16 protein-coding genes are annotated in these 18997 nt (G+C 73.6%); 7 read left to right on the forward strand and 9 right to left on the reverse strand.

All coding sequences use genetic code 11. From position 1 onward, the window contains the following. The first annotated feature begins 216 nt into the window (after positions 1 to 216). Both ppdK and ACFWTC_RS22525 read left to right on the forward strand, forming a co-directional pair. Positions 217 to 2925, forward strand: coding sequence for a pyruvate, phosphate dikinase (gene ppdK, locus ACFWTC_RS22520; protein WP_383915305.1), 2709 nt, complete (start codon positions 217 to 219; stop codon positions 2923 to 2925). Between the two features lie 384 nt (positions 2926 to 3309). Further along, positions 3310 to 4320 carry an ArsR/SmtB family transcription factor gene (locus ACFWTC_RS22525; protein ID WP_383915306.1) on the forward strand — a complete coding sequence of 337 codons (1011 nt, stop codon included), beginning with the start codon at positions 3310 to 3312 and terminating at the stop codon, positions 4318 to 4320. A gap of 63 nt (positions 4321 to 4383) precedes the next feature. Here ACFWTC_RS22525 and ACFWTC_RS22530 read toward each other — a convergent pair whose 3' ends face one another. Next, entirely contained in the window at positions 4384 to 5544 is a 1161-nt protein-coding gene (locus ACFWTC_RS22530) for an alkaline phosphatase PhoX (protein ID WP_383915307.1), read from the reverse strand. Positions 5545 to 6181: 637 nt separating this feature from the next. On the opposite strand from ACFWTC_RS22530, the gene ACFWTC_RS22535 reads away from it, so the two are divergent. Beyond that, positions 6182 to 6589, forward strand: coding sequence for a VOC family protein (locus ACFWTC_RS22535; RefSeq protein ID WP_267718507.1), 408 nt, complete (start codon positions 6182 to 6184; stop codon positions 6587 to 6589). A gap of 9 nt (positions 6590 to 6598) precedes the next feature. On the opposite strand, the gene nirD is transcribed toward ACFWTC_RS22535, so the two are convergent. Genes nirD through ACFWTC_RS22550 form a run of 3 tightly spaced genes read right to left on the reverse strand, consistent with a single transcriptional unit; the run spans position 6599 to position 10837 of the window. Beyond that, positions 6599 to 6931, reverse strand: coding sequence for a nitrite reductase small subunit NirD (nirD, locus tag ACFWTC_RS22540; RefSeq protein ID WP_383915308.1), 333 nt, complete (start codon positions 6929 to 6931; stop codon positions 6599 to 6601). Continuing rightward, positions 6928 to 9459 carry a nitrite reductase large subunit NirB gene (gene nirB / locus ACFWTC_RS22545; RefSeq protein ID WP_384028060.1) on the reverse strand — a complete coding sequence of 844 codons (2532 nt, stop codon included), beginning with the start codon at positions 9457 to 9459 and terminating at the stop codon, positions 6928 to 6930. The genes nirD and nirB overlap by 4 nt, the downstream gene beginning before the upstream one ends. A 1-nt stretch (position 9460) precedes the next feature. After that, positions 9461 to 10837 carry an NAD(P)/FAD-dependent oxidoreductase gene (locus ACFWTC_RS22550; RefSeq protein WP_384028059.1) on the reverse strand — a complete coding sequence of 459 codons (1377 nt, stop codon included), beginning with the start codon at positions 10835 to 10837 and terminating at the stop codon, positions 9461 to 9463. A gap of 157 nt (positions 10838 to 10994) precedes the next feature. On the opposite strand from ACFWTC_RS22550, the gene ACFWTC_RS22555 reads away from it, so the two are divergent. The 3 genes from ACFWTC_RS22555 (at position 10995) to ACFWTC_RS22565 (ending at position 13569) form a co-directional block, all read left to right on the forward strand. Continuing rightward, positions 10995 to 12290, forward strand: a complete 1296-nt coding sequence (locus ACFWTC_RS22555; protein ID WP_384028058.1) for a ferric reductase-like transmembrane domain-containing protein — start codon at positions 10995 to 10997, stop codon at positions 12288 to 12290. 177 nt (positions 12291 to 12467) lie between these two features. Continuing rightward, positions 12468 to 12755, forward strand: a complete 288-nt coding sequence (locus ACFWTC_RS22560; RefSeq protein ID WP_383915312.1) for a hypothetical protein — start codon at positions 12468 to 12470, stop codon at positions 12753 to 12755. 37 nt (positions 12756 to 12792) lie between these two features. After that, a complete protein-coding gene (locus ACFWTC_RS22565; RefSeq protein ID WP_383915313.1) occupies positions 12793 to 13569 on the forward strand; it encodes a sulfite exporter TauE/SafE family protein in 777 nt (258 codons plus the stop codon). A 34-nt stretch (positions 13570 to 13603) separates the two neighbouring features. Here ACFWTC_RS22565 and ACFWTC_RS22570 read toward each other — a convergent pair whose 3' ends face one another. From ACFWTC_RS22570 to ACFWTC_RS22585, 4 genes are all read right to left on the reverse strand, one after another. Continuing rightward, complete coding sequence (locus tag ACFWTC_RS22570; RefSeq protein WP_384028057.1) at positions 13604 to 14359, reverse strand: class F sortase; 756 nt, start codon at positions 14357 to 14359, stop codon at positions 13604 to 13606. Between the two features lie 131 nt (positions 14360 to 14490). Then, positions 14491 to 15033: a hypothetical protein gene (locus tag ACFWTC_RS22575; RefSeq protein ID WP_383915315.1), complete on the reverse strand. Its 543-nt coding sequence runs from the start codon at positions 15031 to 15033 to the stop codon at positions 14491 to 14493. Positions 15034 to 15306: 273 nt separating this feature from the next. After that, the gene (locus ACFWTC_RS22580; RefSeq protein ID WP_384028056.1) at positions 15307 to 16230 is read right to left on the reverse strand and encodes an ATP-binding protein; all 924 of its coding nucleotides are present in this window, start codon (positions 16228 to 16230) and stop codon (positions 15307 to 15309) included. Beyond that, the gene (locus tag ACFWTC_RS22585; protein ID WP_383915318.1) at positions 16227 to 16424 is read right to left on the reverse strand and encodes a hypothetical protein; all 198 of its coding nucleotides are present in this window, start codon (positions 16422 to 16424) and stop codon (positions 16227 to 16229) included. Before ACFWTC_RS22585 ends, ACFWTC_RS22580 begins: the two co-directional genes overlap by 4 nt. 168 nt (positions 16425 to 16592) lie before the next feature. Here ACFWTC_RS22585 and ACFWTC_RS22590 point away from each other — a divergent pair, with 168 nt between their 5' ends. Then, complete coding sequence (locus ACFWTC_RS22590; protein ID WP_383915319.1) at positions 16593 to 17036, forward strand: gamma-glutamylcyclotransferase family protein; 444 nt, start codon at positions 16593 to 16595, stop codon at positions 17034 to 17036. A 31-nt stretch (positions 17037 to 17067) separates the two neighbouring features. Here ACFWTC_RS22590 and dnaG read toward each other — a convergent pair whose 3' ends face one another. Next, positions 17068 to 18978 carry a DNA primase gene (gene dnaG, locus ACFWTC_RS22595; protein WP_384028055.1) on the reverse strand — a complete coding sequence of 637 codons (1911 nt, stop codon included), beginning with the start codon at positions 18976 to 18978 and terminating at the stop codon, positions 17068 to 17070. Positions 18979 to 18997: the final 19 nt, after the last annotated feature.

Raw genomic sequence — 18997 nt, forward strand, 5'->3', positions numbered from 1 at the left:
CGCTCATCCGAGCAGAATCAAGCCTCAGTGGGCAGTTTCTTCTTCGGGAAGTGAACGATCTTGGGAGGTTCTCGCTACCGATGAGTTACTTTCGATCTCCTGGCGCACGGGTGGTTACGGCCGCATGACCGCCAAGTGGACGTACCCATAAGCCTTCGATCTGGGTATGTTCCTGGCCGTCAGGGCAGCCACCGAGTCCTCGAGGAGTCGAGACCCGTGTCGGAAAACAAAGATCAGAAGCTCGTCTACGACTTCACCGAGGGCAACCGCGACCTCAAGGACCTTCTCGGCGGCAAGGGGGCCAACCTCGCCGAGATGACCAACCTCGGCCTCCCGGTCCCTCCCGGCTTCACCATCACCACCGAGGCGTGCAAGGTCTACCTCGACAGCGGTACGGCTCCGGCCGCGCTGCGCGACGAGGTCAGCGCCCACCTGGAAGCCCTCGAGGCGAAGATGGGCAAGAAGCTCGGCCAGTCGGACGACCCGCTGCTGGTCTCCGTGCGCTCCGGCGCCAAGTTCTCGATGCCCGGCATGATGGACACCGTCCTCAACATCGGCCTCTCCGACGAGTCCGTGACCGGCCTCGCCGCGCAGTCCGGTGACGAGCGCTTCGCGTGGGACTCCTACCGCCGCCTCATCCAGATGTTCGGCAAGACCGTCATGGACGTCGACGGCGAGCTCTTCGAGGAGGCCCTCGAGGAGGCCAAGGCCGCCAAGAAGGTCACCGTCGACACCGACCTCGACGCCGCCGACCTGAAGAAGCTGGTCAAGCACTTCAAGAAGATCGTGGCGAAGGAGGCCGGCCGCGAGTTCCCGCAGGACGCCCGCGACCAGATGGACCTCGCCGTCGAAGCGGTCTTCAACTCGTGGAACACCGACCGCGCCAAGCTCTACCGCCGCCAGGAGCGCATCCCCGGCGACCTGGGCACCGCCGTCAACATCTGTTCCATGGTCTTCGGCAACCTCGGCCCGGACTCCGGCACGGGCGTCGCGTTCACCCGCGACCCCGCCAGCGGCCACCAGGGCGTCTACGGCGACTACCTCCAGAACGCCCAGGGCGAGGACGTGGTGGCGGGCATCCGCAACACCGTCCCCCTCGCGGACCTGGAGGGCATCGACAAGGCCTCCTACGACCAGCTCATGACGATCATGGAGACGCTGGAGACCCACTACAAGGATCTCTGCGACATCGAGTTCACGATCGAGCGCGGCCAGCTCTGGATGCTCCAGACCCGCGTCGGCAAGCGCACCGCGGGCGCCGCCTTCCGCATCGCCACGCAGCTCGTCGACCAGGGCCTGATCGACGAGGCCGAGGCCCTCCAGCGCGTCAACGGCGCCCAGCTCGCCCAGCTGATGTTCCCGCGCTTCGACGCCGACGCGACGACCCAGCTCCTGGGCCGCGGCATCGCCGCCTCCCCGGGCGCGGCGGTCGGCAAGGCGGTCTTCGACTCCTACACGGCCGTCAAGTGGTCCCGCTCCGGCGAGAAGGTCATCCTGATCCGCCGCGAGACCAACCCCGACGACCTCGACGGCATGATCGCCTCCGAGGGCATCCTGACCTCGCGCGGCGGCAAGACCTCGCACGCCGCCGTCGTCGCCCGCGGCATGGGCAAGACCTGCGTCTGCGGCGCCGAGGAGCTCGACGTCGACACCAAGCGCCGCCGCATGACGGTCGGCGGGACGGTCATCGAAGAGGGCGACGTCGTCTCCATCGACGGCTCCACCGGCAAGGTCTACCTCGGCGAGGTACCCGTCGTACCCTCCCCGGTCGTCGAGTACTTCGAGGGCCGCATGCACGCCGGCGCCGACGACGCCGACGAGCTGGTCGCCGCCGTGCACCGGATCATGGCCTACGCGGACCGCGTCCGACGCCTGCGCGTGCGCGCCAACGCCGACAACGCCGAGGACGCGCTGCGCGCCCGCCGCTTCGGCGCCCAGGGCATCGGCCTGTGCCGCACCGAGCACATGTTCCTCGGTGAGCGCCGCGAGATGGTCGAGCGTCTGATCCTCGCGGACACCGACGAGGAGCGCGAGGGCGCGCTGGCCGCCCTGCTGCCGCTGCAGAAGAAGGACTTCGTCGAGCTGTTCGAGGCGATGGACGGACTGCCCGTCACCGTCCGCCTCCTGGACCCGCCGCTGCACGAGTTCCTGCCCGACATCACCGAGCTGTCGGTGCGCGTCGCCCTCGCCGAGTCCCGCAAGGACGCCAACGAGAACGACCTGCGCCTGCTCCAGGCCGTGCACAAGCTGCACGAGCAGAACCCGATGCTGGGCCTGCGCGGCGTCCGCCTCGGCCTGGTCATCCCCGGCCTGTTCGCCATGCAGGTGCGGGCGATCGCCGAGGCCGCCGCCGAGCGCAAGAACGCCAAGGGCGACCCGCGCGCCGAGATCATGGTCCCGCTCGTGGGCACCGTCCAGGAGCTGGAGATCGTCCGCGACGAGGCCGACACGGTCATCGCCGAGGTCGAGGCCGCCACCGGCACCAGCCTCAAGCTGACCATCGGCACGATGATCGAGCTGCCCCGCGCCGCCCTGACGGCCGGGCAGATCGCCGAGGCCGCGCAGTTCTTCTCCTTCGGCACGAACGATCTGACGCAGACGGTGTGGGGCTTCTCCCGCGACGACGTCGAGGCCTCGTTCTTCACCGCGTACCTGGAGAAGGGCATCTTCGGGGTCTCGCCCTTCGAGACCATCGACCGCGACGGCGTCGGCGCGCTGGTCCGCAGCGCCGTCCAGGCCGGCCGGGCCACCCGCCCGGACCTCAAGCTCGGCATCTGCGGCGAGCACGGCGGTGACCCCGAGTCCGTCCACTTCTTCCACGAGGTGGGCCTCGACTACGTCTCCTGCTCGCCCTTCCGGATTCCGGTGGCGCGCTTGGAGGCCGGTCGCGCGGCCGCCGAATCGAAGGGCAGCGACAGCCGCTGACCCCCCGCCCCGTGAGGGGCCCACCGACCGCGCCCGCCCCCGGGTTCCCTGACACCCGGAGGCGGGCGCGTCTATTTTTTTGTGTTCAACAAATCTTTACGCCAGCAGGCGGTGGACGGATCCCCACCCGTCCACCGCCGCTGTCATTCTGCCGGGCACGTCGGCGCTTCCCGGTGCGACCGACCGCCAGGCCCCGCAAAGCCCCCCACGGCCTTCACGGAGCGTTTCGGTCGCATCGGAGTGTGCCCGGCGGAGTACAGGATTTCGGTTGTCACGCCTCCGCCGAAAGGGGTTTCAACTGTGGCCGAAAGGGCGTGGTGACCACGTGTGACGGCATGCATACTCATGGGGCGGGGGGATTGCGGTTGCACAGGTGGGGGTTCGGTGCTGCGTATCCATTTCACTGGAGTGGACCTGGCACGCGTACGGATGGCAGGTCGTCCCGATGCGTTGTGGGAAACGATTCTGAGCTTTCACCGCTTAAGGGACCGGCGTGACGCCCGGCTCTTCGGTGAATGGCGTACGGAAACCCGGAGCAGGTTGAACAGTGAAACACGCACGCTCGGTATGCTTATACCGGGCAGAGGTTATTTTCCCGATTTCCTGACCCCTGTGGAGGGGCAGTACGGGTGGGAAGTGGGCCTCGACGCGCTGCGCGGCATACGCCCCGAGCGGATGCGGCGCGAGCTGCTGATCCTGGGCGCGGGGACGGCCCCCGGCTCGGCGGTGGCGCCGCGGCTGCGCGAGTTCATGGACGGCGGCGCCAAGCACCTGCCCAGGCTGCTGGGCGAGCTGCGCGGCTACCACCGCGCGGCCGTGGAGCCGTACTGGACGCACATCCAGGCCCAGATCGAGGCCGAACGGGCCGCGCGCGGCCGGGCCCTGCTCGACGGGGGCGCGGACGAGCTGCTGGCCTCGCTGCCGCCGATGCTGCGCTGGCGGGCCCCGGTCCTGGAGTGCGACTACCCGGTGGACCGCGACGTACGGCTGCGGGGGCGCGGGCTGCTGCTCCAGCCGTCGTTCTTCTGCCGGCGCACCGCGGTGACCCTGCACGACCCGGAGCAGCCGCCGGTCCTGGTCTACCCGGCCGCGGCGCAGCTGGCCTCGGCGCCCGCGGGGGGAGAGTCCGCCCGGCCGGTGGAGGAGCGGCGCCAGCGCACCCTGGGCAAGCTGGTCGGGCACACCCGCTCGGTGGTGCTCCGCGCCATAGGTGACGGGGCGACGACCAGCGAGCTGGCCCGCCGGGCCGGCGTCTCCCTGGCCTCCGCGAGCCAGCACGCCTGCGTGATGCGTGAGGCGGGCCTGGTCACCACCCTGCGGCACGGGAACGCGGTGCTGCACACCGTGACCCCGCTGGGCGCGGCCCTGCTGAAAGGCGGCGCGGTGGCCTCGTGAGCGCGCCCGGCACCCGGCCCCGGCTCGTGTCCGGGTGCCGGGTCCGGGTGCCGGGGCCGGGGATCAGGTGCGGAAGGGGCCGGTGACCTCGTACGTGATGCCGCCCGACGAGCTGCCGCTCGTCCCGCGCTGGCTGCTCAAGTAGAGCCGCGTGCCGTCGGGGGAGAAGGCCGGGCCGGTGATCTCCGAGGAGGACTGTCCCGTGATCCGCAGGAACGGGGCGACCACGTCGTCGGGCGTGATCACGCAGATCTCCATGTTGCCGCCGTCCTCGGCCACGTACAGGTCCCCGTACGAGGACCCCGTGACGTTGTCCACGCCCGTCAGCGGGGCCGCGCCGCCGGGGACCAGGGAGTCGTCGTAGGCCAGCTCGTAGGTGCTCGCGGCGAGGTTCAGCTGCCAGACCCGGTTGTCGCCCTTGGTGGTGAACCACACGGTGTCGTTGGCGTAGTGGCAGCCCTCGCCGCCGCTGAACTTCTTCGCGCCCGAGACCTGGCTGCGGGTGGCGGTCGGGTAGCCGTCGCGGTCCGGGACGTTGGCCCAGGTGAACGAGCCGGAGGTGGCCGTGGACGCCTTCAGGACCTGGAGGGTGCCGGCGGAGAGGTTGCCCCAGGTGGTCGGGACGAACCGGTAGAAGCAGCCGTCCGTCTCGTCCTCCGTCAGGTAGATCACCTTGCGGACCGGGTCGGCCGCGGCCGCCTCGTGCTTGAACTGGCCCATCGCCGGGCGCTGGACGGCCGCGTTCACCCCGTACGGGTCGGTCTCGTACACGTAGCCGCGGGTGACCTCCTCGCAGGACAGCCAGGTGTTCCAGGGCGTCTTGCCGCCCGCGCAGTTCTGCCGCGTGTTCGAGAGGATCCGGTACGCGCCGGTGATCGCGCCGGTCGCGCCGAACTTCACCGCGCTGGCGCCGCCGCTCGGGTTGATCTCCGAGTTCGACACGTAGATCCAGCCCGTGCCGTCCGCGAAGCAGGCGCCGCCGTCGGGCGCGCTATGCCACTTGTACGTGGTGGAGCCGACGTTCTGGCCCGACCGGGCGATCACCCGGCTGCTGAAGCCGGCGGGCAGCTGCAGGCCGTTCGCGTCGGCCGCGCCGAGCGCTCCGTACGGGCCGGCCCCCGGCTGGGCGGGCGCCGCGTACGCAGCTCCGTGCATCAGGGTGCCGCCGAAGGCGGCGGCAGACGAGCCTATGACTGCGCCGCGCAGAAAGGTACGACGTTCCACGGTCACTCCTGTGGGAGGAAGGCCCCGCGTCCGGTCGGACGCGGAGTCGCACGCGTCGAGGAACCTAGGAGAGCTGAGTTGACGTGACGTCAATTCCTTATGACGCGCGGGCGACCGGCTCGGGGTCAATGGCCGTGCACCCTTCACTTGAAGCGATTCGGGGGTGCGGAGGTCCTTTTCCCGAGGGGTTTCCGCTTCCCCGCGGCGGCGCCGTTCACCGGGCGGCGGATGATTCGGTGTGCGTACAACCAGTTGCCCCCCACCCCGCCGGCCTCCGCGGCCGGGCGGGCCGAGGGGCCGGTTCCGGCCGATTCCGGCGCCCGGGGTTTCGTCCGACCGCCCCGCGCACCGGCCTACGGGGCCTCCTGCGGGAGCGGGGGACCGCCTGAAGGACCTTCATCCCCCCCGGGCGGGTGGCGGGGCCCTGACGCGCGCCGGGGACGGCCGGAGCTTCGTCCCACCGGCCGTAACGGCCGGTGTGCGCTGTGGGGCGGCGCCGCCCTGAACTGCGGCTTCGTTCCCCGCCGGGAAAACCCGAGGGTTTTTCCCAACGAGCGATGAGTTTTCCGGCGCCCTCCGGTCTACCTCTCGAACGCGCCGCACGGTGCGTGCGCCACCCGAGGGAAGAGGGCCCGAGATGTCCGCCACCATGATCTTCGTCAACCTGCCGGTCAAGGACCTGGACGCCAGCAAGGCCTTCTGGGGCGAGCTCGGCTACGGCTTCAACGCCCAGTTCAGCGACGAGAACTGCGCCTCCATGGTGATCAGCGACACGATCGTGGCGATGCTCCTGACCGAGGCCCGCTACAAGGACTTCACCCACAAGGAGATCGCGGACGCCACCAAAACCTCCGAGGTCCTGCTCTGTCTCAGCTCCGAGAGCCGCGCCGCGGTCGACGCGCTCGTCGACGCGGCCGTCGCCGCCGGGGGCACCGAGTCCCGCCCGGCCCAGGACCTCGGGTTCATGTACGGCCGCGCCTTCGACGACCTCGACGGCCACACCTGGGAGATCATGTGGATGGACCCGGCGGCGGTCCAGGGCTGAGCACCGCCCTCACGAGGTGGCGGCGGTCCGCACCCGGTAGGTCCGGACCGCGACCTCCTCGTCGTCCAGGCAGCGCCCCGACTCCAGGTCGAAGCGCTGCTTGAGCAGCGGCGAGGCCACGAACGGCCGCCCGGCCGCGCACCCCAGCAGCCCCCGCGAGAGCACATGGGCGCCGGTGAAGGGGTCCTGGTTGCCGATGGCGTACGGGCGCCCCGCGCGGTCGACGAACACCGCGGCCTGGCTCCCGTCGGGCAGCAGGGCGGCGACTCCGCGGCCGGGGACGAGCGCCGACAGCTCGCACACCGTCAGCCACCCCTCCTCCACCTCCAGTTCGACGGTCATCGGGTGCCTCCCAGCGGCTGAAGGGTGAGGACGGCCAGGTCGGGCTTGACCTGGTCGCGTTCGGGCACGAACTTCACGGTCGGGTCGGGGGCCCCGGGCGCGTTGACGAAGGACACGAACCGGCGCATCCGCTCCGGGTCGGACAGGGTCTCGGCCCACTCGTCGCGGTAGTGCGCGACGTGGTCGGCCATCAGGGACTCCAGCTCCGCGCACAGCCCGAGCGAGTCGTGCACGACCACGTCCCGCAGGTGCTCCAGGCCGCCCTCCATCCGCTCCAGCCAGGTGGAGGTCCGCTCCAGCCGGTCGGCGGTGCGGATGTAGAACATCAGGAACCGGTCGACGAGGCGGATCAGCTCGGCGTCCGACAGGTCCTGGGCCAGCAGGTCGGCGTGGCGCGGGGTGGCCCCGCCGTTGCCGCCGACGTAGAGGTTCCAGCCGCTCGCCGTCGCGATCACCCCGAAGTCCTTGCTCTGCGCCTCCGCGCACTCGCGGGCGCAGCCGGAGACCGCCGACTTCAGCTTGTGCGGTGCCCGCAGGCCCCGGTAGCGCAGCTCAAGGCCGATGGCCATGCGCACGCTGTCCTGGACCCCGTAGCGGCACCAGGTCTGCCCCACGCAGGACTTCACCGTCCGCAGGGCCTTCCCGTACGCGTGCCCGGACTCGAAGCCCGCGTCGACCAGGCGGGCCCAGATGTGCGGAAGCTGGTCGACGCTCGCGCCGAACAGGTCGATCCGCTGCCCGCCGGTGATCTTCGTGTAGAGGCCGAAGTCGCGTGCCACCTCGCCGATCACGATCAGCTTGTCCGGGGTGATCTCGCCGCCGGGGATGCGCGGGACGACCGAGTAGGAGCCGTTGCGCTGGATGTTGGCGAGGAAGTGGTCGTTCGTGTCCTGGAGGGCCGCCTGCTCCCCGTCGAGGACGTAGCCGCTCGCGCCGAGCGTCGGGGCGAGCGAGGCGATGATCGAGCCGACGGTGGGCTTGCACACCTCGCAGCCGTCGCCGCCGCGGGCCTCCGGGCGGCCGTGGCCGTCCAGCAGCTGCCCGTACGAGGTCAGCCGCCGGGTGCGGACGATCTCGTACAGCTCGGTGCGGGTGTGCGGGAAGCAGCCGCACAGGCCCGGGTCGGCGGCGGGCGGCAGCAGCTGCCCGATCACCTTGAGGCAACTGCCGCAGCCGGTGCCCGCCTTGGTGCACTTCTTGACCTCGGGCACGGTGGTGCAGGCGGCGATGGCCTGCTTGGTGACGTTGTGGCAGGAGCAGATCACCGCGTGGTCGGGGAGCGCGGACGGGCCGAGGGCGACCGGCGCGCCGAGGCCGGCGGGCAGGACCAGCTGCTCGGGGGAGACGGGCGGCACGCTGCCGGTGAGGGGGCGCAGCAGCCCGTACGAGTCGGCGTCGCCGACCAGGACACCGCCGAGCAGCACCCCGTCGGGGGAGACGACCAGCTTCTTGTAGACCCCGGAGCGGGAGTCGGACCAGACCACGTCGAGGCTGTCGGGGGTGGCGCCGTGGGCGTCGCCGAAGGAGGCCACGTCGACGCCGAGGAGCTTGAGCTTGGTCGAGAGGTCGGCACCGGTGAACTGCCGCTCGCGGCCCAGCAGGTCGTCGGCGGCGGTCTCGGCCATCTCGTAGCCGGGGGCGACCAGGCCGTACACGCGGCCGTCGACGGCGAGCGCGCACTCGCCGATGGCGTACACGCGCGGATCGGAGGTGCGGCAGCGGGCGTCGACGGCGATGCCGCCGCGCTCGCCCACGGCCAGCCCGGCGGCGCGGGCCAGCCCGTCGCGGGGGCGGACGCCCGCGGAGAAGACGACGAGCTCGGTGTCCACGCGGGAGCCGTCGGAGAGCAGCATCCCGCTGACGCTGCCGTCCTCGCCGGTCAGTACCTCCTGGGTGCCGACCCCGGTGTGGACGGTGAGGCCCATGGACTCGATGGTGCGCAGCAGTGCCGCGCCGCCGCCCTCGTCGACCTGTACGGGCATCAGGCGCGGGGCGAACTCGACGATGCGGGCGGTGAGTCCGAGCCCCTGGAGGGCGCCGGCCGCCTCCAGCCCGAGGAGGCCGCCGCCGACGACGGCGCCGTGGGTGCGGGTCTTCGCGTACTCCTCGATGGCGAGGAGGTCCTCGATGGTGCGGTAGACGAAGCAGCCGGGCGCGTCCTTGCCGGGCACCGGCGGCACGAAGGGGTAGCTCCCGGTCGCCAGGACCAGGACGTCGTACGGGAAGACGCGGCCGGAGCGGGAGATGACGGTGCGGGCGTCCCGGTCGACGGACTCGGCGGGGTCGTCGAGGTGCAGGGTGATGCCGTGCTCCTCCATGAAGCCGGACGGCGTCATGGACAGGTCCTCGGGGGTGCTGCCGGAGAAGTACGAGGTGAGGTGCACCCGGTCGTAGGCCGGCCGGGGCTCCTCGCAGAGCACGGTGACCCGGTGGGTCGCGGTGGCGCCCCGCTCGGCGAGGGCTTCGAGATAGCGCTGGCCGACCATGCCGTGCCCGATGAGCACGAGGGTGGGCAGGGGCTCGGTCATGTCAGTGGCCTCCGTCGTCGGTGAGCAGGCGGAACAGGTCGGCGGGGTCGTGCAGGGGCTCGCCGCCCTCCCAGCCGCGGGCGAGCGCGCCCACGCTGGAGAGCTCGCCGAGCAGGACCCCGCCGACGAGGCGGTCGCCGCGGACGACGACCTGCCGGTACGTACGGCGGGTGGCGTCCGCGAGGCGGACCACGTCGTCTCCGGGGAGCGGGGTGGTCTCGCCGAAGGCGGCGAGGTCGAGCGTGCGCAGGCCCGCTCCGCCGAGGGTGAGCCGGGTGAGGGCCCGGGTGCCGGTGTACGGGGCCGCCGCGCCGGGGCGGGCGTCCGGGGCGGTCGGCCCGGCGGCGGGGTCCGGGGCGGCCCCTGCGCCGGCGTGCGCGGCGGGGTCCGCGGCCGCGGTGACCCCGACGGCTGGCGCAGCGTCCGGACCCCCGTGCGGGGCCGGGCCGGTGAGGATCGCGGCCAGGGCGTCCGCCTGCTCCAGGGCCGCGCCCGCCAGGCCGTACACCCGGCCGGCGTGCTCGGCGCAGTCGCCGACGGCGTGGATGCGGGGGTCGCTGGTGCGCAGCCGGTCGTCGACGACGACGCCCGTGCGGACGTCGAGCCCGGCGGCCACCGCCAGACCGGTACGGGGGCGCACCCCGCAGGCCAGCACGACGAGGTCGGCGTCCAGCCGGTAGCCGTCGGCGAGTTCGGCACCGGTGACCCTGCGGGACCCGCGCCCGGGCGGGCCGGCCGTACTCAAGCCGCGCACCCGGCACTCCGTGTGGATCTCCACGCCCAACGCGGTCAGGTGGGCGTGGAGCAGCGCCGAGGCGGCCGCGTCCAGCTGGCGCTCCATCAGCCGCTCCGCCTGCTGGGCCAGGACCACCTGGGCGCCCCGCGCGGCCAGCGCGCGGGCCGCCGAGACGCCCAGCAGGCCGCCGCCGATGACCACCGCGCGCACGCCCGGTCCCACGGCCGCCGACAGGGCCAGGCAGTCGTCCATCGTGCGGAACGGGTGCACCCCGTCGGGCAGTTCCCGCCCGTCCGGTACGAACAGCCCCCGCAGCGGCGGCAGCACCGGGTTCGAACCCGTGGCCAGGACCAGGGTGTCGTACCGCTCCACGCTCCCGTCGTCGCAGTGCACCGCCCGCTCCGCGCGGTCGATCCGCACCGCCCGGACGCCCCGCCGCAGGGCCGGGCCGGGGGCCGGCAGGGCCGTCACCTCCGGCGCGTACCGGCCCGCGAGGACCTCGGCGAGCAGCACCCGGTTGTACGGGACGTGCGTCTCCTCGCCCAGCACGGTCACCGCCGTGCCCGCGCCGCCCATCCGCTGTGCCAGCCGCAGGCCCGCGAGGCCGCCGCCGATCACCACCACACGCTGCTCCGAGGTCATGCCACGAGCGTGCGGGGACGCTGTTTCCCCGCCGCATCGTCGTTGTTACCCGGACGGAACGCCCACCTCAGCGCAGGGGTTAAGGGTCGGTGAGGCCGCCCTCAAGGGCGCCTTAAGAATCATCCGCGTGCCCGTCCGGGCGCTTAGCGTGACCCGTATGCGAGATGCGGTGGTGCGGGTCAGGGGCGGAATGCTGGGCGGGGCGGGGGCCGTGACCGTGCTCTGGGCCGCGCAGGTGCGCCCGTCGGCCCGGCCCGACGCGCTGTTCGCCACGGCCGCCCACCTGACCGGCCTGCTCGCCGGGTACGGGGTGCTGGTGCTGCTGTTCCTCATGGCCCGGGTCCCGGCCGTCGAGCACGGCGTCGGCGCCGACCGGCTGGCCCGCTGGCACGCCGCGGGCGGCCGGTACGTGCTGCTCCTCTGCTTCGGGCACGGGCTCTTCGCCCTGCTCGGCTACGCCGTGCACGAGGGGGTCGACGTGGTGTCCGCCGCCCGGGACCTGCTCGGCTACCCCGCGCTCGCCGCCGCCGCGGCCGGGACCGTCCTCCTGGCCGCGGTCGGCGTGACCTCCGCCCGGGCGGTGCGCCGCCGGGTGTCGCACGAGACCTGGCGCGGGGTGCACCTGCTGGTCTACCTCGCCGCCGCCCTCGCCTTCGGCCACCAGCTCGCCGGGCCGGACGTCGCCCCGGTCGCCTGGTTCTGGGCCCTCGCCCACACCGCCGTCGCCGTCATGCTGGTCTGGTACCGCGCCGTGGTCCCCGTACGGCAGGCCCTGCGGCACGCGCTGCGGGTCGCCGAGGTACGGGTCGAGGGGCCCGGCGTCGTATCCGTCACCGTGTCCGGGGAGCACCTGGCCGAACTGCGCGCCGAGCCGGGGCAGTTCCTGCGCTGGCGGTTCCTCCGGCGCAGGCTGTGGCACACCGCGCTGCCGTTCTCGCTGTCCGCGCCGGTCCGCGGCGACACCCTCCGCATCACCGTCAAGGGACTCGGCGGCCACTCCCGCCGCATCCGCAGTCTGCGGCCCGGGACGCGGGTCCTCGCCACCGGCCCGTTCGGGGCGCTCACCGCCGCCCGGCGGACCCGGGCCAAGGTGCTGCTGATCGCGGGCGGGGTCGGCATCACCCCGATCCGGGCCCTGTTCGAGACGCTGCCCGGCGGCCCCGGGGAGCTCACCCTGCTCTACCGGGCCGGGGCCGAGGAGCATCTGGTCCTGCGCGCCGAGCTGGAGGCCATCGCCGCCGAGCGGCAGGCCGGGCTGCACTACCTGCTGGGACCGTCCGGCGCCGCCTATGATCCGCTCGCCCCGCAGGCGCTGGCCGCGCTGGTGCCGGACCTCGCCGAGCACGACGTGTACCTGTGCGGGCCGCCGGGGATGGCCGGGGCGGCGCAGGCCGCGCTGCTGCGGGCCGGGGTGCCGGCCGGCCACATCCACTCCGAGTGCTTCGCCTTCTGAGCCCCGCCGTCTGCCGCCCGCCGCCCGCCGTCTGCCGTATGGGCGCCCGCCGCCTGCCACCTGCCACCGCCGTACGGGCGCCTGCCGCCCTGCCGTCCTGCCGAGCCCTCCGACGGCGCGGGGTCCCCTCCCCGCCCCTCCGTCCTTCCGCCCCGCCGCCCGAGAGGTCGCCGCGCCATGCGCCACCCGCTGCACATCGCCCTGTCCGTGCCCGCGCCCCTGTCCGTGCCCCTGTCGGTTCCCGCCCCGGCGGGTCCGGCCGCGGCCCGGCACCGCAAGCCGCCGGCCTGGCGGTCGGTCGCGGCCGCCGTGCCGCCCGCGCGGCGGCTGGCGGCCGGGCTGGGGCTGGTCAGCGTGCTGGCCGCGACCGTGCTCACAGCGACCGTGGACCCGGCCGCGCCGGTGGCCCCGGACCGGGTGCCGGCCAGGCAAAGCTCAACGTTTGCGCAAGTTTCCGGGGATTGATGGTCCCTGCACCCAACCGCTCCATAGGGTCGGGATCGTGCCTGACATATCAACGACCATGATCATCGTGCTGTGCGTGGCCGCCGCGGCGGCCGGCTGGATCGACGCGGTGGTCGGCGGCGGCGGCCTGCTCCTGCTGCCCGCCCTGCTCCTCGGCCTGCCCCAGGCCCACCCCGCCACCGTGCTCGGCACCAACAAGGCGGTGGCCATCGTCGGCACCGCGGGCGCGGCGGTGACGTACGTGCGCAAGGCCCCGGTGAACGTCAAGGTCGCCGTACGGATCGGCCTCGCCGCGCTCGCCGGCTCGATGGGCGGTGCCGCGCTGGCGGGCGGCATCGACAAGGACGCCATGCGCCCGCTGATCATGGCGGTCCTCGTGGTCGTCGCCGCCGTGGTGATCTTCAAGCCCGGCTTCGGCGCCGCCCCCTCCGCCTCGCCCGTCTCCCGGCAGCGGGTCCTGCTGACCATCGGGCTCGCCGGTCTCGGCATCGGCTTCTACGACGGCCTCATCGGACCGGGTACCGGAACCTTCCTGGTACTGGCCCTCACCGCGCTGCTCCACCTCGACCTGGTGTCCGCCTCCGCGACCGCCAAGATCGTCAACGTGTGCACGAACGCCGGGGCGCTCGCGATGTTCGCCTACCAGGGCCGGGTGCTGTGGCAGCTGGCCGCGCTGATGGCCCTGTTCAACCTGGCCGGCGGCATGATCGGCGCGAGCATGGCGCTCAAGAAGGGCAGCGCCTTCGTCCGCGGCGTGCTGCTCACGGTGGTGGGGGCGCTGGTGATCCGCCTCGGCTTCGAGCAGTGGGGCTGAACGCCGGCCGCCGGAGCCACCGGGCCGACGGCGCCTAGTAGGTCCCCGTGAGGTGGGCGAAGACGACCACGTTGCCCCGGTAGCCCGTGCGCGGGGAGAAGCCGCCGCCGCAGGTGATCACCCGGAGCTCGGCGCGCGACGAGGGGCCGTACACGAGGGAGTCGGGGAAGGCCTTGGCGTCGTACACCCCGACCGCGTGGACGGTGAACACCGCCGTACGGCCGTCCGCGCGCGGGATCTCGATGGCGGCCCCGCGGCGCAGCGCGCCCAGGCGGTAGAAGACCCCGGGGCCGACCGCGTCGTCCACGTGGCCCGCGATCACCGCGGTGCCGGTGGCGCCCGGGGTGGTGCCCTCGCGGTACCACCCGGCCAGGTCCCGCCGGTCGGGCGGGGGCACTTCGAGGCTGCCGCCCGGCTGCAGGCCGAGCCCGGTCAGCGGGGCGTCCACCCGGATGGACGGGATGCGGATCCGGGCGGGCGGGGAGCCGGGGAGCGGATCGATGCCGGGTCCCGACGCGCTGGCGGCGCTCAGCGCCTCGGCGGGGGAGGGCAGCGGCGGGCCCACGGGCTCGCGGGAGCCGCTGGTGACGAGCCAGATGCCGACGCAGGCGGCGAGGGCGACGAGTCCGCCGTGGCGGGCGGTGGGGGTGTGGCGGCTCCGGGCGATGCCGCGGACCGCCGGAGCCGATCCGGGGGTGCCCGTACGGGCGCTGCCGGCCGCGGGCCAGGGCTGACGGTTCTTCGGCGGGCCGCCCGGGGAGCTTCGGGAGCTCCGGACATCGCCACCCATGCGTACCCCCTCGGCTTCCGTTTCGGGGTGACTGGCCGTCGCCCGGCCCCGCGAACGGGGGGGGACCTCGCGGGGCGGGCGACGGGGGACGGTACCGGTCGGACCGCGGCCGGAGCCGCGGTGGGCGTCCGTCAGCTCCGCGTGCCGCTCGCCCGGCGACGCAGGAGCCAGATACCGCCGACGGCGGTCGCGGCCAGTACGGCCGTTCCCGCCGCGATCGTGGCCGGGTCGGCGGTGGTGGTCGTGCCACCGCCCACCCCGGTGTGGACGGGGCCCTGCGGCCCGCGTTCGGTGACGACCAGGTCGCCGGTGGCGAACTTGCCGTTCGCACAGGTGGCGCCGATGGCGTAGGTGCCGGGCCGGGTGCCGCGGGCGACCTGGAACTGTCCCACGACCACCTGCTTGTGGGTGCCCGGGACCAGCTTGAAGCGGCCGCCTCCGACCGTGCTGGCGTCGCCCTCCGCATGACTGCCGCGGCCGCACGCGGTGGTGTTCACGGTGACGGTGGCGCCGGTGGCCGCGGACTTGGGCCACACCTCCAGCGCGGCGAAGTCACCGGGGGCGAAGCTCACGATGCCGAGGTCCGCGGCCGCGACCGCGCCGGCGACCGGGCCGGTGAACGCGGCGGCGGTCAGCGCGGTGGCGGTCAGCGCGTGAGCGGTACGTCGGCGCATGGGATTCTCCTGGAGACACGGGGTCGTGTTCCCGAGATAACCCGGCCCGCTCCGACCGCGCCTGCTGATGTCCCGTCAGGTAGGGCCGCAACCGCTCCCCCTGCGGGACATTTCCGCAGCTCAGCGGCCTCGCTGCGGCCATCGGAGCCACCCGCGCCGTCCGGGTGACCCGACCGACCGGCTCACGGCCTCGCCGGATCACGGCCCCCACCGGGGACTGCCCCGCCCCGGCCCCCGCCCTCCCCGGGCCGCAGGCCCCGCCCCCGCCCCCGCTCACGCCCCCGCCCCGGCCACCCTCCCCGCGTCCGGGTCGTCGCCCGGCGGGAGCACCACCGTCGCCACGGCGCCCGCCGGCTCAGCGTTCGCCAGGGTGACCCGTGCCCCGATGACCTGGGCCTGGCCCAGCGCGATGGTCAGGCCCAGACCCGTGCCCTGGCCGCGCTCGGGCGCGCCGGTCAGGAACCGCTGCGGCCCCTCGCGCAGCAGCTTCTCCGGGAAGCCCGGGCCCCGGTCCCGCACCGTCACCGTCGTCCCCGACACGGTCACGGTCACCGGACCGCCGCCGTACCGCCGCGCGTTGGCCAGCAGGTTGGTCAGGATGCGCACTCCCGAGGGCCCGATCCGGGCGTCCAGCTCGCCCGCGCTGATCCGCCGGGCCGTCTGAGCCGCCGTCCGCAGCTCGCGGCTCAGCCGGCTGGCCAGCACCGCCCCGCCGACCGCCGCGAGCGCCACGACCAGGACCCCGTACGCGACCAGCTGCCGGTCCAGATCGAGCAGCTCGGCCTGCTCCGCCACCAGCGACTGCCGTACCGACAGCACGTGGTCGCCCCCGACGGGCCGGGCCGCCCACACCGCCGGGTGCGGCCCGGACAGGTCGAGGTAGGTGTTCCGCTCTCCCGCCAGCGCCGCCCTGCGCAGCGGCTCCGCCAGCGTCGGACAGTCGATCCGGGCGTCGGCCTCGCCGACCTTGTCGAACTCCAGCCGGCCCGTCAGCTCGTACACCTGCGGTACGCGGATCAGCTGTGCGGTGGCGCTCTCGCGGGCCGCGTCGGCCACCTGCCGGTGGCGCGCGTCGTGGATGAGGACGCCGATGGCGACCGCGACGAGCGAGCAGCCGGTGGCCAGCAGCACGGCGATCTTCCAGCGCAGGCCGAGGGCCCGCAGCAGGTGGCGGTAGCGGATCAGTACCGGCCTCACCGCGACGGACCCCCCTGGCCGGGGGAACAGCCCGCCGTGGGCGCCGGGACGGCCTCGGGGCGCGGCTGGACCGACACGGGCGGCGCGGCGCCGCCCGCGCCGAGGCCGCCGGGCGCGCAGCACCCGCCGGCGGCGAGCGCGCAGGCGCAGGCCCACAGGAGGGCGGAGACGAGGCGGCGGGGCGAGTGCGTCATGGAGGCCGGACCGGAGGCTGGGGGGAGGGGGAGGCCGACGGTAGACGTCCCGGGTCACGGCCGCCGGGAGGTTGTGTAACGGCCGTGCGTACGGTGGAGGCGCGCAGGGGAAGTCGGGACCTTCGGCCAGGCCTGCGGACCAGTCGCCATACCCGAGGGAGTGCCCGCGTGACATCGGCCGTTCGGCCCGGGGAGCCGCCCGCCCCGCTGCCGTTCTTCGTCTACGGAACCCTGCGCCCGGGGGAGGTCAACCACGGCCTGTTCCTGCGCGGCCGCACGGCCTGCGAGGAGCCCGCCCGGCTGCCCGACGCGGCGCTCTACGACGGTCCCGGGTACCCGTACGCCGTCCACCGCCCCGGCTCGGCCGTCGTCGGGGAGCTGATCACCCCCGCCCCCGGCGCGTACCCGGAACTGCTCGCGGCCCTCGACCGGCTGGAGGAGTACGGGGGCCCGGGCCGCCCGGGCAACCTCTACGACCGGATCGCCCGCGAGGTGCTGTGCCCCGACGGGACGCCGGTCCGGGCCTGGGTCTACCTGGCGTCCCCGCTCGTCGCCCGCGACCTGTGCGCCTCGGGCACCGAGATACCGGACGGCGACTGGTTCCGCCGGTAGGCCGTCGGGGCCTCGTGTCCGCGTACGGGGGCTACAGGCCCTCGGCACCGCGGTTGCGCAGCCGGCGGCCGTACTGCTGGAGGACCCACAGCTCCTCCTGGACCGCGGTCAGTTGCTCCGGCGGGGCCTGCGGGCCGAGCCGGGACATCGTGCCCTGGATCTCGTGGACCCGGCGGTCCACGGCGCGCAGGCGCACCTGCACCAGCTGGACGCCCGCGTAGATCTCGTCGACCGTCTTCGCGTGGATCGCCTCGACCGCGAGCTCCGTGACGAGCGCGCGGACGGTGTCGTTCGGGGCGGCCTCGCGGACCTTCGCCAGGTAGTCCTCGGTGCCGAGCGAGGCGCCGCCCGCGTCCAGGATGGCCTGGCGCACGGCCGCGTACGGCGGGGCGGTGAACTCGTCCATCCCGTACGCGTCGAAGGCCGGGGAGACCAGGGCGGGGCGCTGGAGGGCCAGCTTCAGCAGCTCGCGCTCGGTGCGGTGGGCGGGGCTGCGCAGGTTCAGCGCGGGGCCGCCGGCCGGCCGCTCGGCCGGCGCGGGGGCCGCGTCGTAGGACGGGCGTCCGCCCCCGCCGCGCCCCTGCTGGGGCGGCTGGTTGCCGCGGTCGCGGGCCCAGCGGGCCAGTTGCGCGACCCGCTTGACGACGAACGCCTCGTCGCGGATGCCCAGCATGCCCGCCAGCTGGACCGCCGACTCGTGCTGGATCGCGATGTTCTTGATGTGCGCGACGACCGGGGCCGCCTCGTCGAGGGCGGCCGCCCGGCCCGCCGGGTTCTCCAGGTTGTGCCGCGACACGATGTGCCGCAGCGCGAACTCGAAGAGCGGGGTACGGGTCTCCACCAGGGAGGCCACCGCCGCGTCCCCCTGCGCCAGGCGCAGGTCGCAGGGGTCCATGCCGCCCGGGGTGATCGCGATGGAGGTCTCGGCGGCGAACTTCTGGTCGTCCTCGAAGGCCCGCAGCGCGGCCTTCTGGCCCGCCGCGTCGCCGTCGAAGGTGAAGATCACCTCGGCGGTGGCGTTGTCCATCAGCAGCCGGCGCAGGATCTTGATGTGGTCCCCGCCGAAGGCGGTGCCACAGGTGGCGATCGCGGTGGTGACCCCGGCCATGTGGCAGGCCATGACGTCGGTGTAGCCCTCGACGACGACGGCCCGCGAGGTCTTCGCGATCTCCTTCTTCGCCAGGTCGATGCCGTACAGCACCTGGGACTTCTTGTAGATCGCCGTCTCGGGCGTGTTGAGGTACTTGGGGCCGTTGTCGTCCTCGCGGAGCTTGCGCGCGCCGAAGCCGACGACCTCGCCCGTGATGTCCCGGATGGGCCACATCAGCCGGCCCCGGAAGCGGTCGATCGGCTTGCCGCTGCGGCTGTCCTGGGCGAGCCCGGAGGTGATCAGCTCCTTGTCGCTGAAGCCCTTGCCGCGCAGGAAGCGGGTCAGGTGGTCCCAGCCGGCCGGGCTGTAGCCCACGCTGAAGTGGGCGGCCGCGGCCTGGTCGAAGCCGCGTTCCGCCAGGAACTTGCGGCCGATCTCCGCCTCGGGGGAGTCCAGCTGGTCCACGTAGAACTGGGCGGCGGCCTTGTGGGCCTCGACCAGGCGGATGCGCTCGCCGCGGCCGCTGGTGCCGGCGGTGTAGCCGCCCTCCTCGTACCGCAGGGTGATGCCGGCCTGGCCGGCCAGGCGCTCGACCGCCTCCGAGAAGGAGAGGTGGTCGATCTTCATGATGAAGTCGAGGGTGTCCCCGCCCGCCTGGCAGCCGAAGCAGTGGTACAGCCCCTTACTGGGGCTGACCTGGAAGGACGGGGACTTCTCGTCGTGGAAGGGGCAGAGGCCCTTGAGGTTGCCGCCGCCCGCGTTGCGCAGCTGGAGGTATTCGGAGACCACGGCGTCGATCGGGACCGCGTCCCGTACCGCCTTCACGTCGTCGTCGTTGATCCGTCCTGCCACCCGTGAAGTCTACGGCCGG

Origin of the sequence: Streptomyces sp. NPDC058619 (genome assembly GCF_042717785.1) — a bacterium.
Lineage (GTDB): Bacteria > Actinomycetota > Actinomycetes > Streptomycetales > Streptomycetaceae > Streptomyces.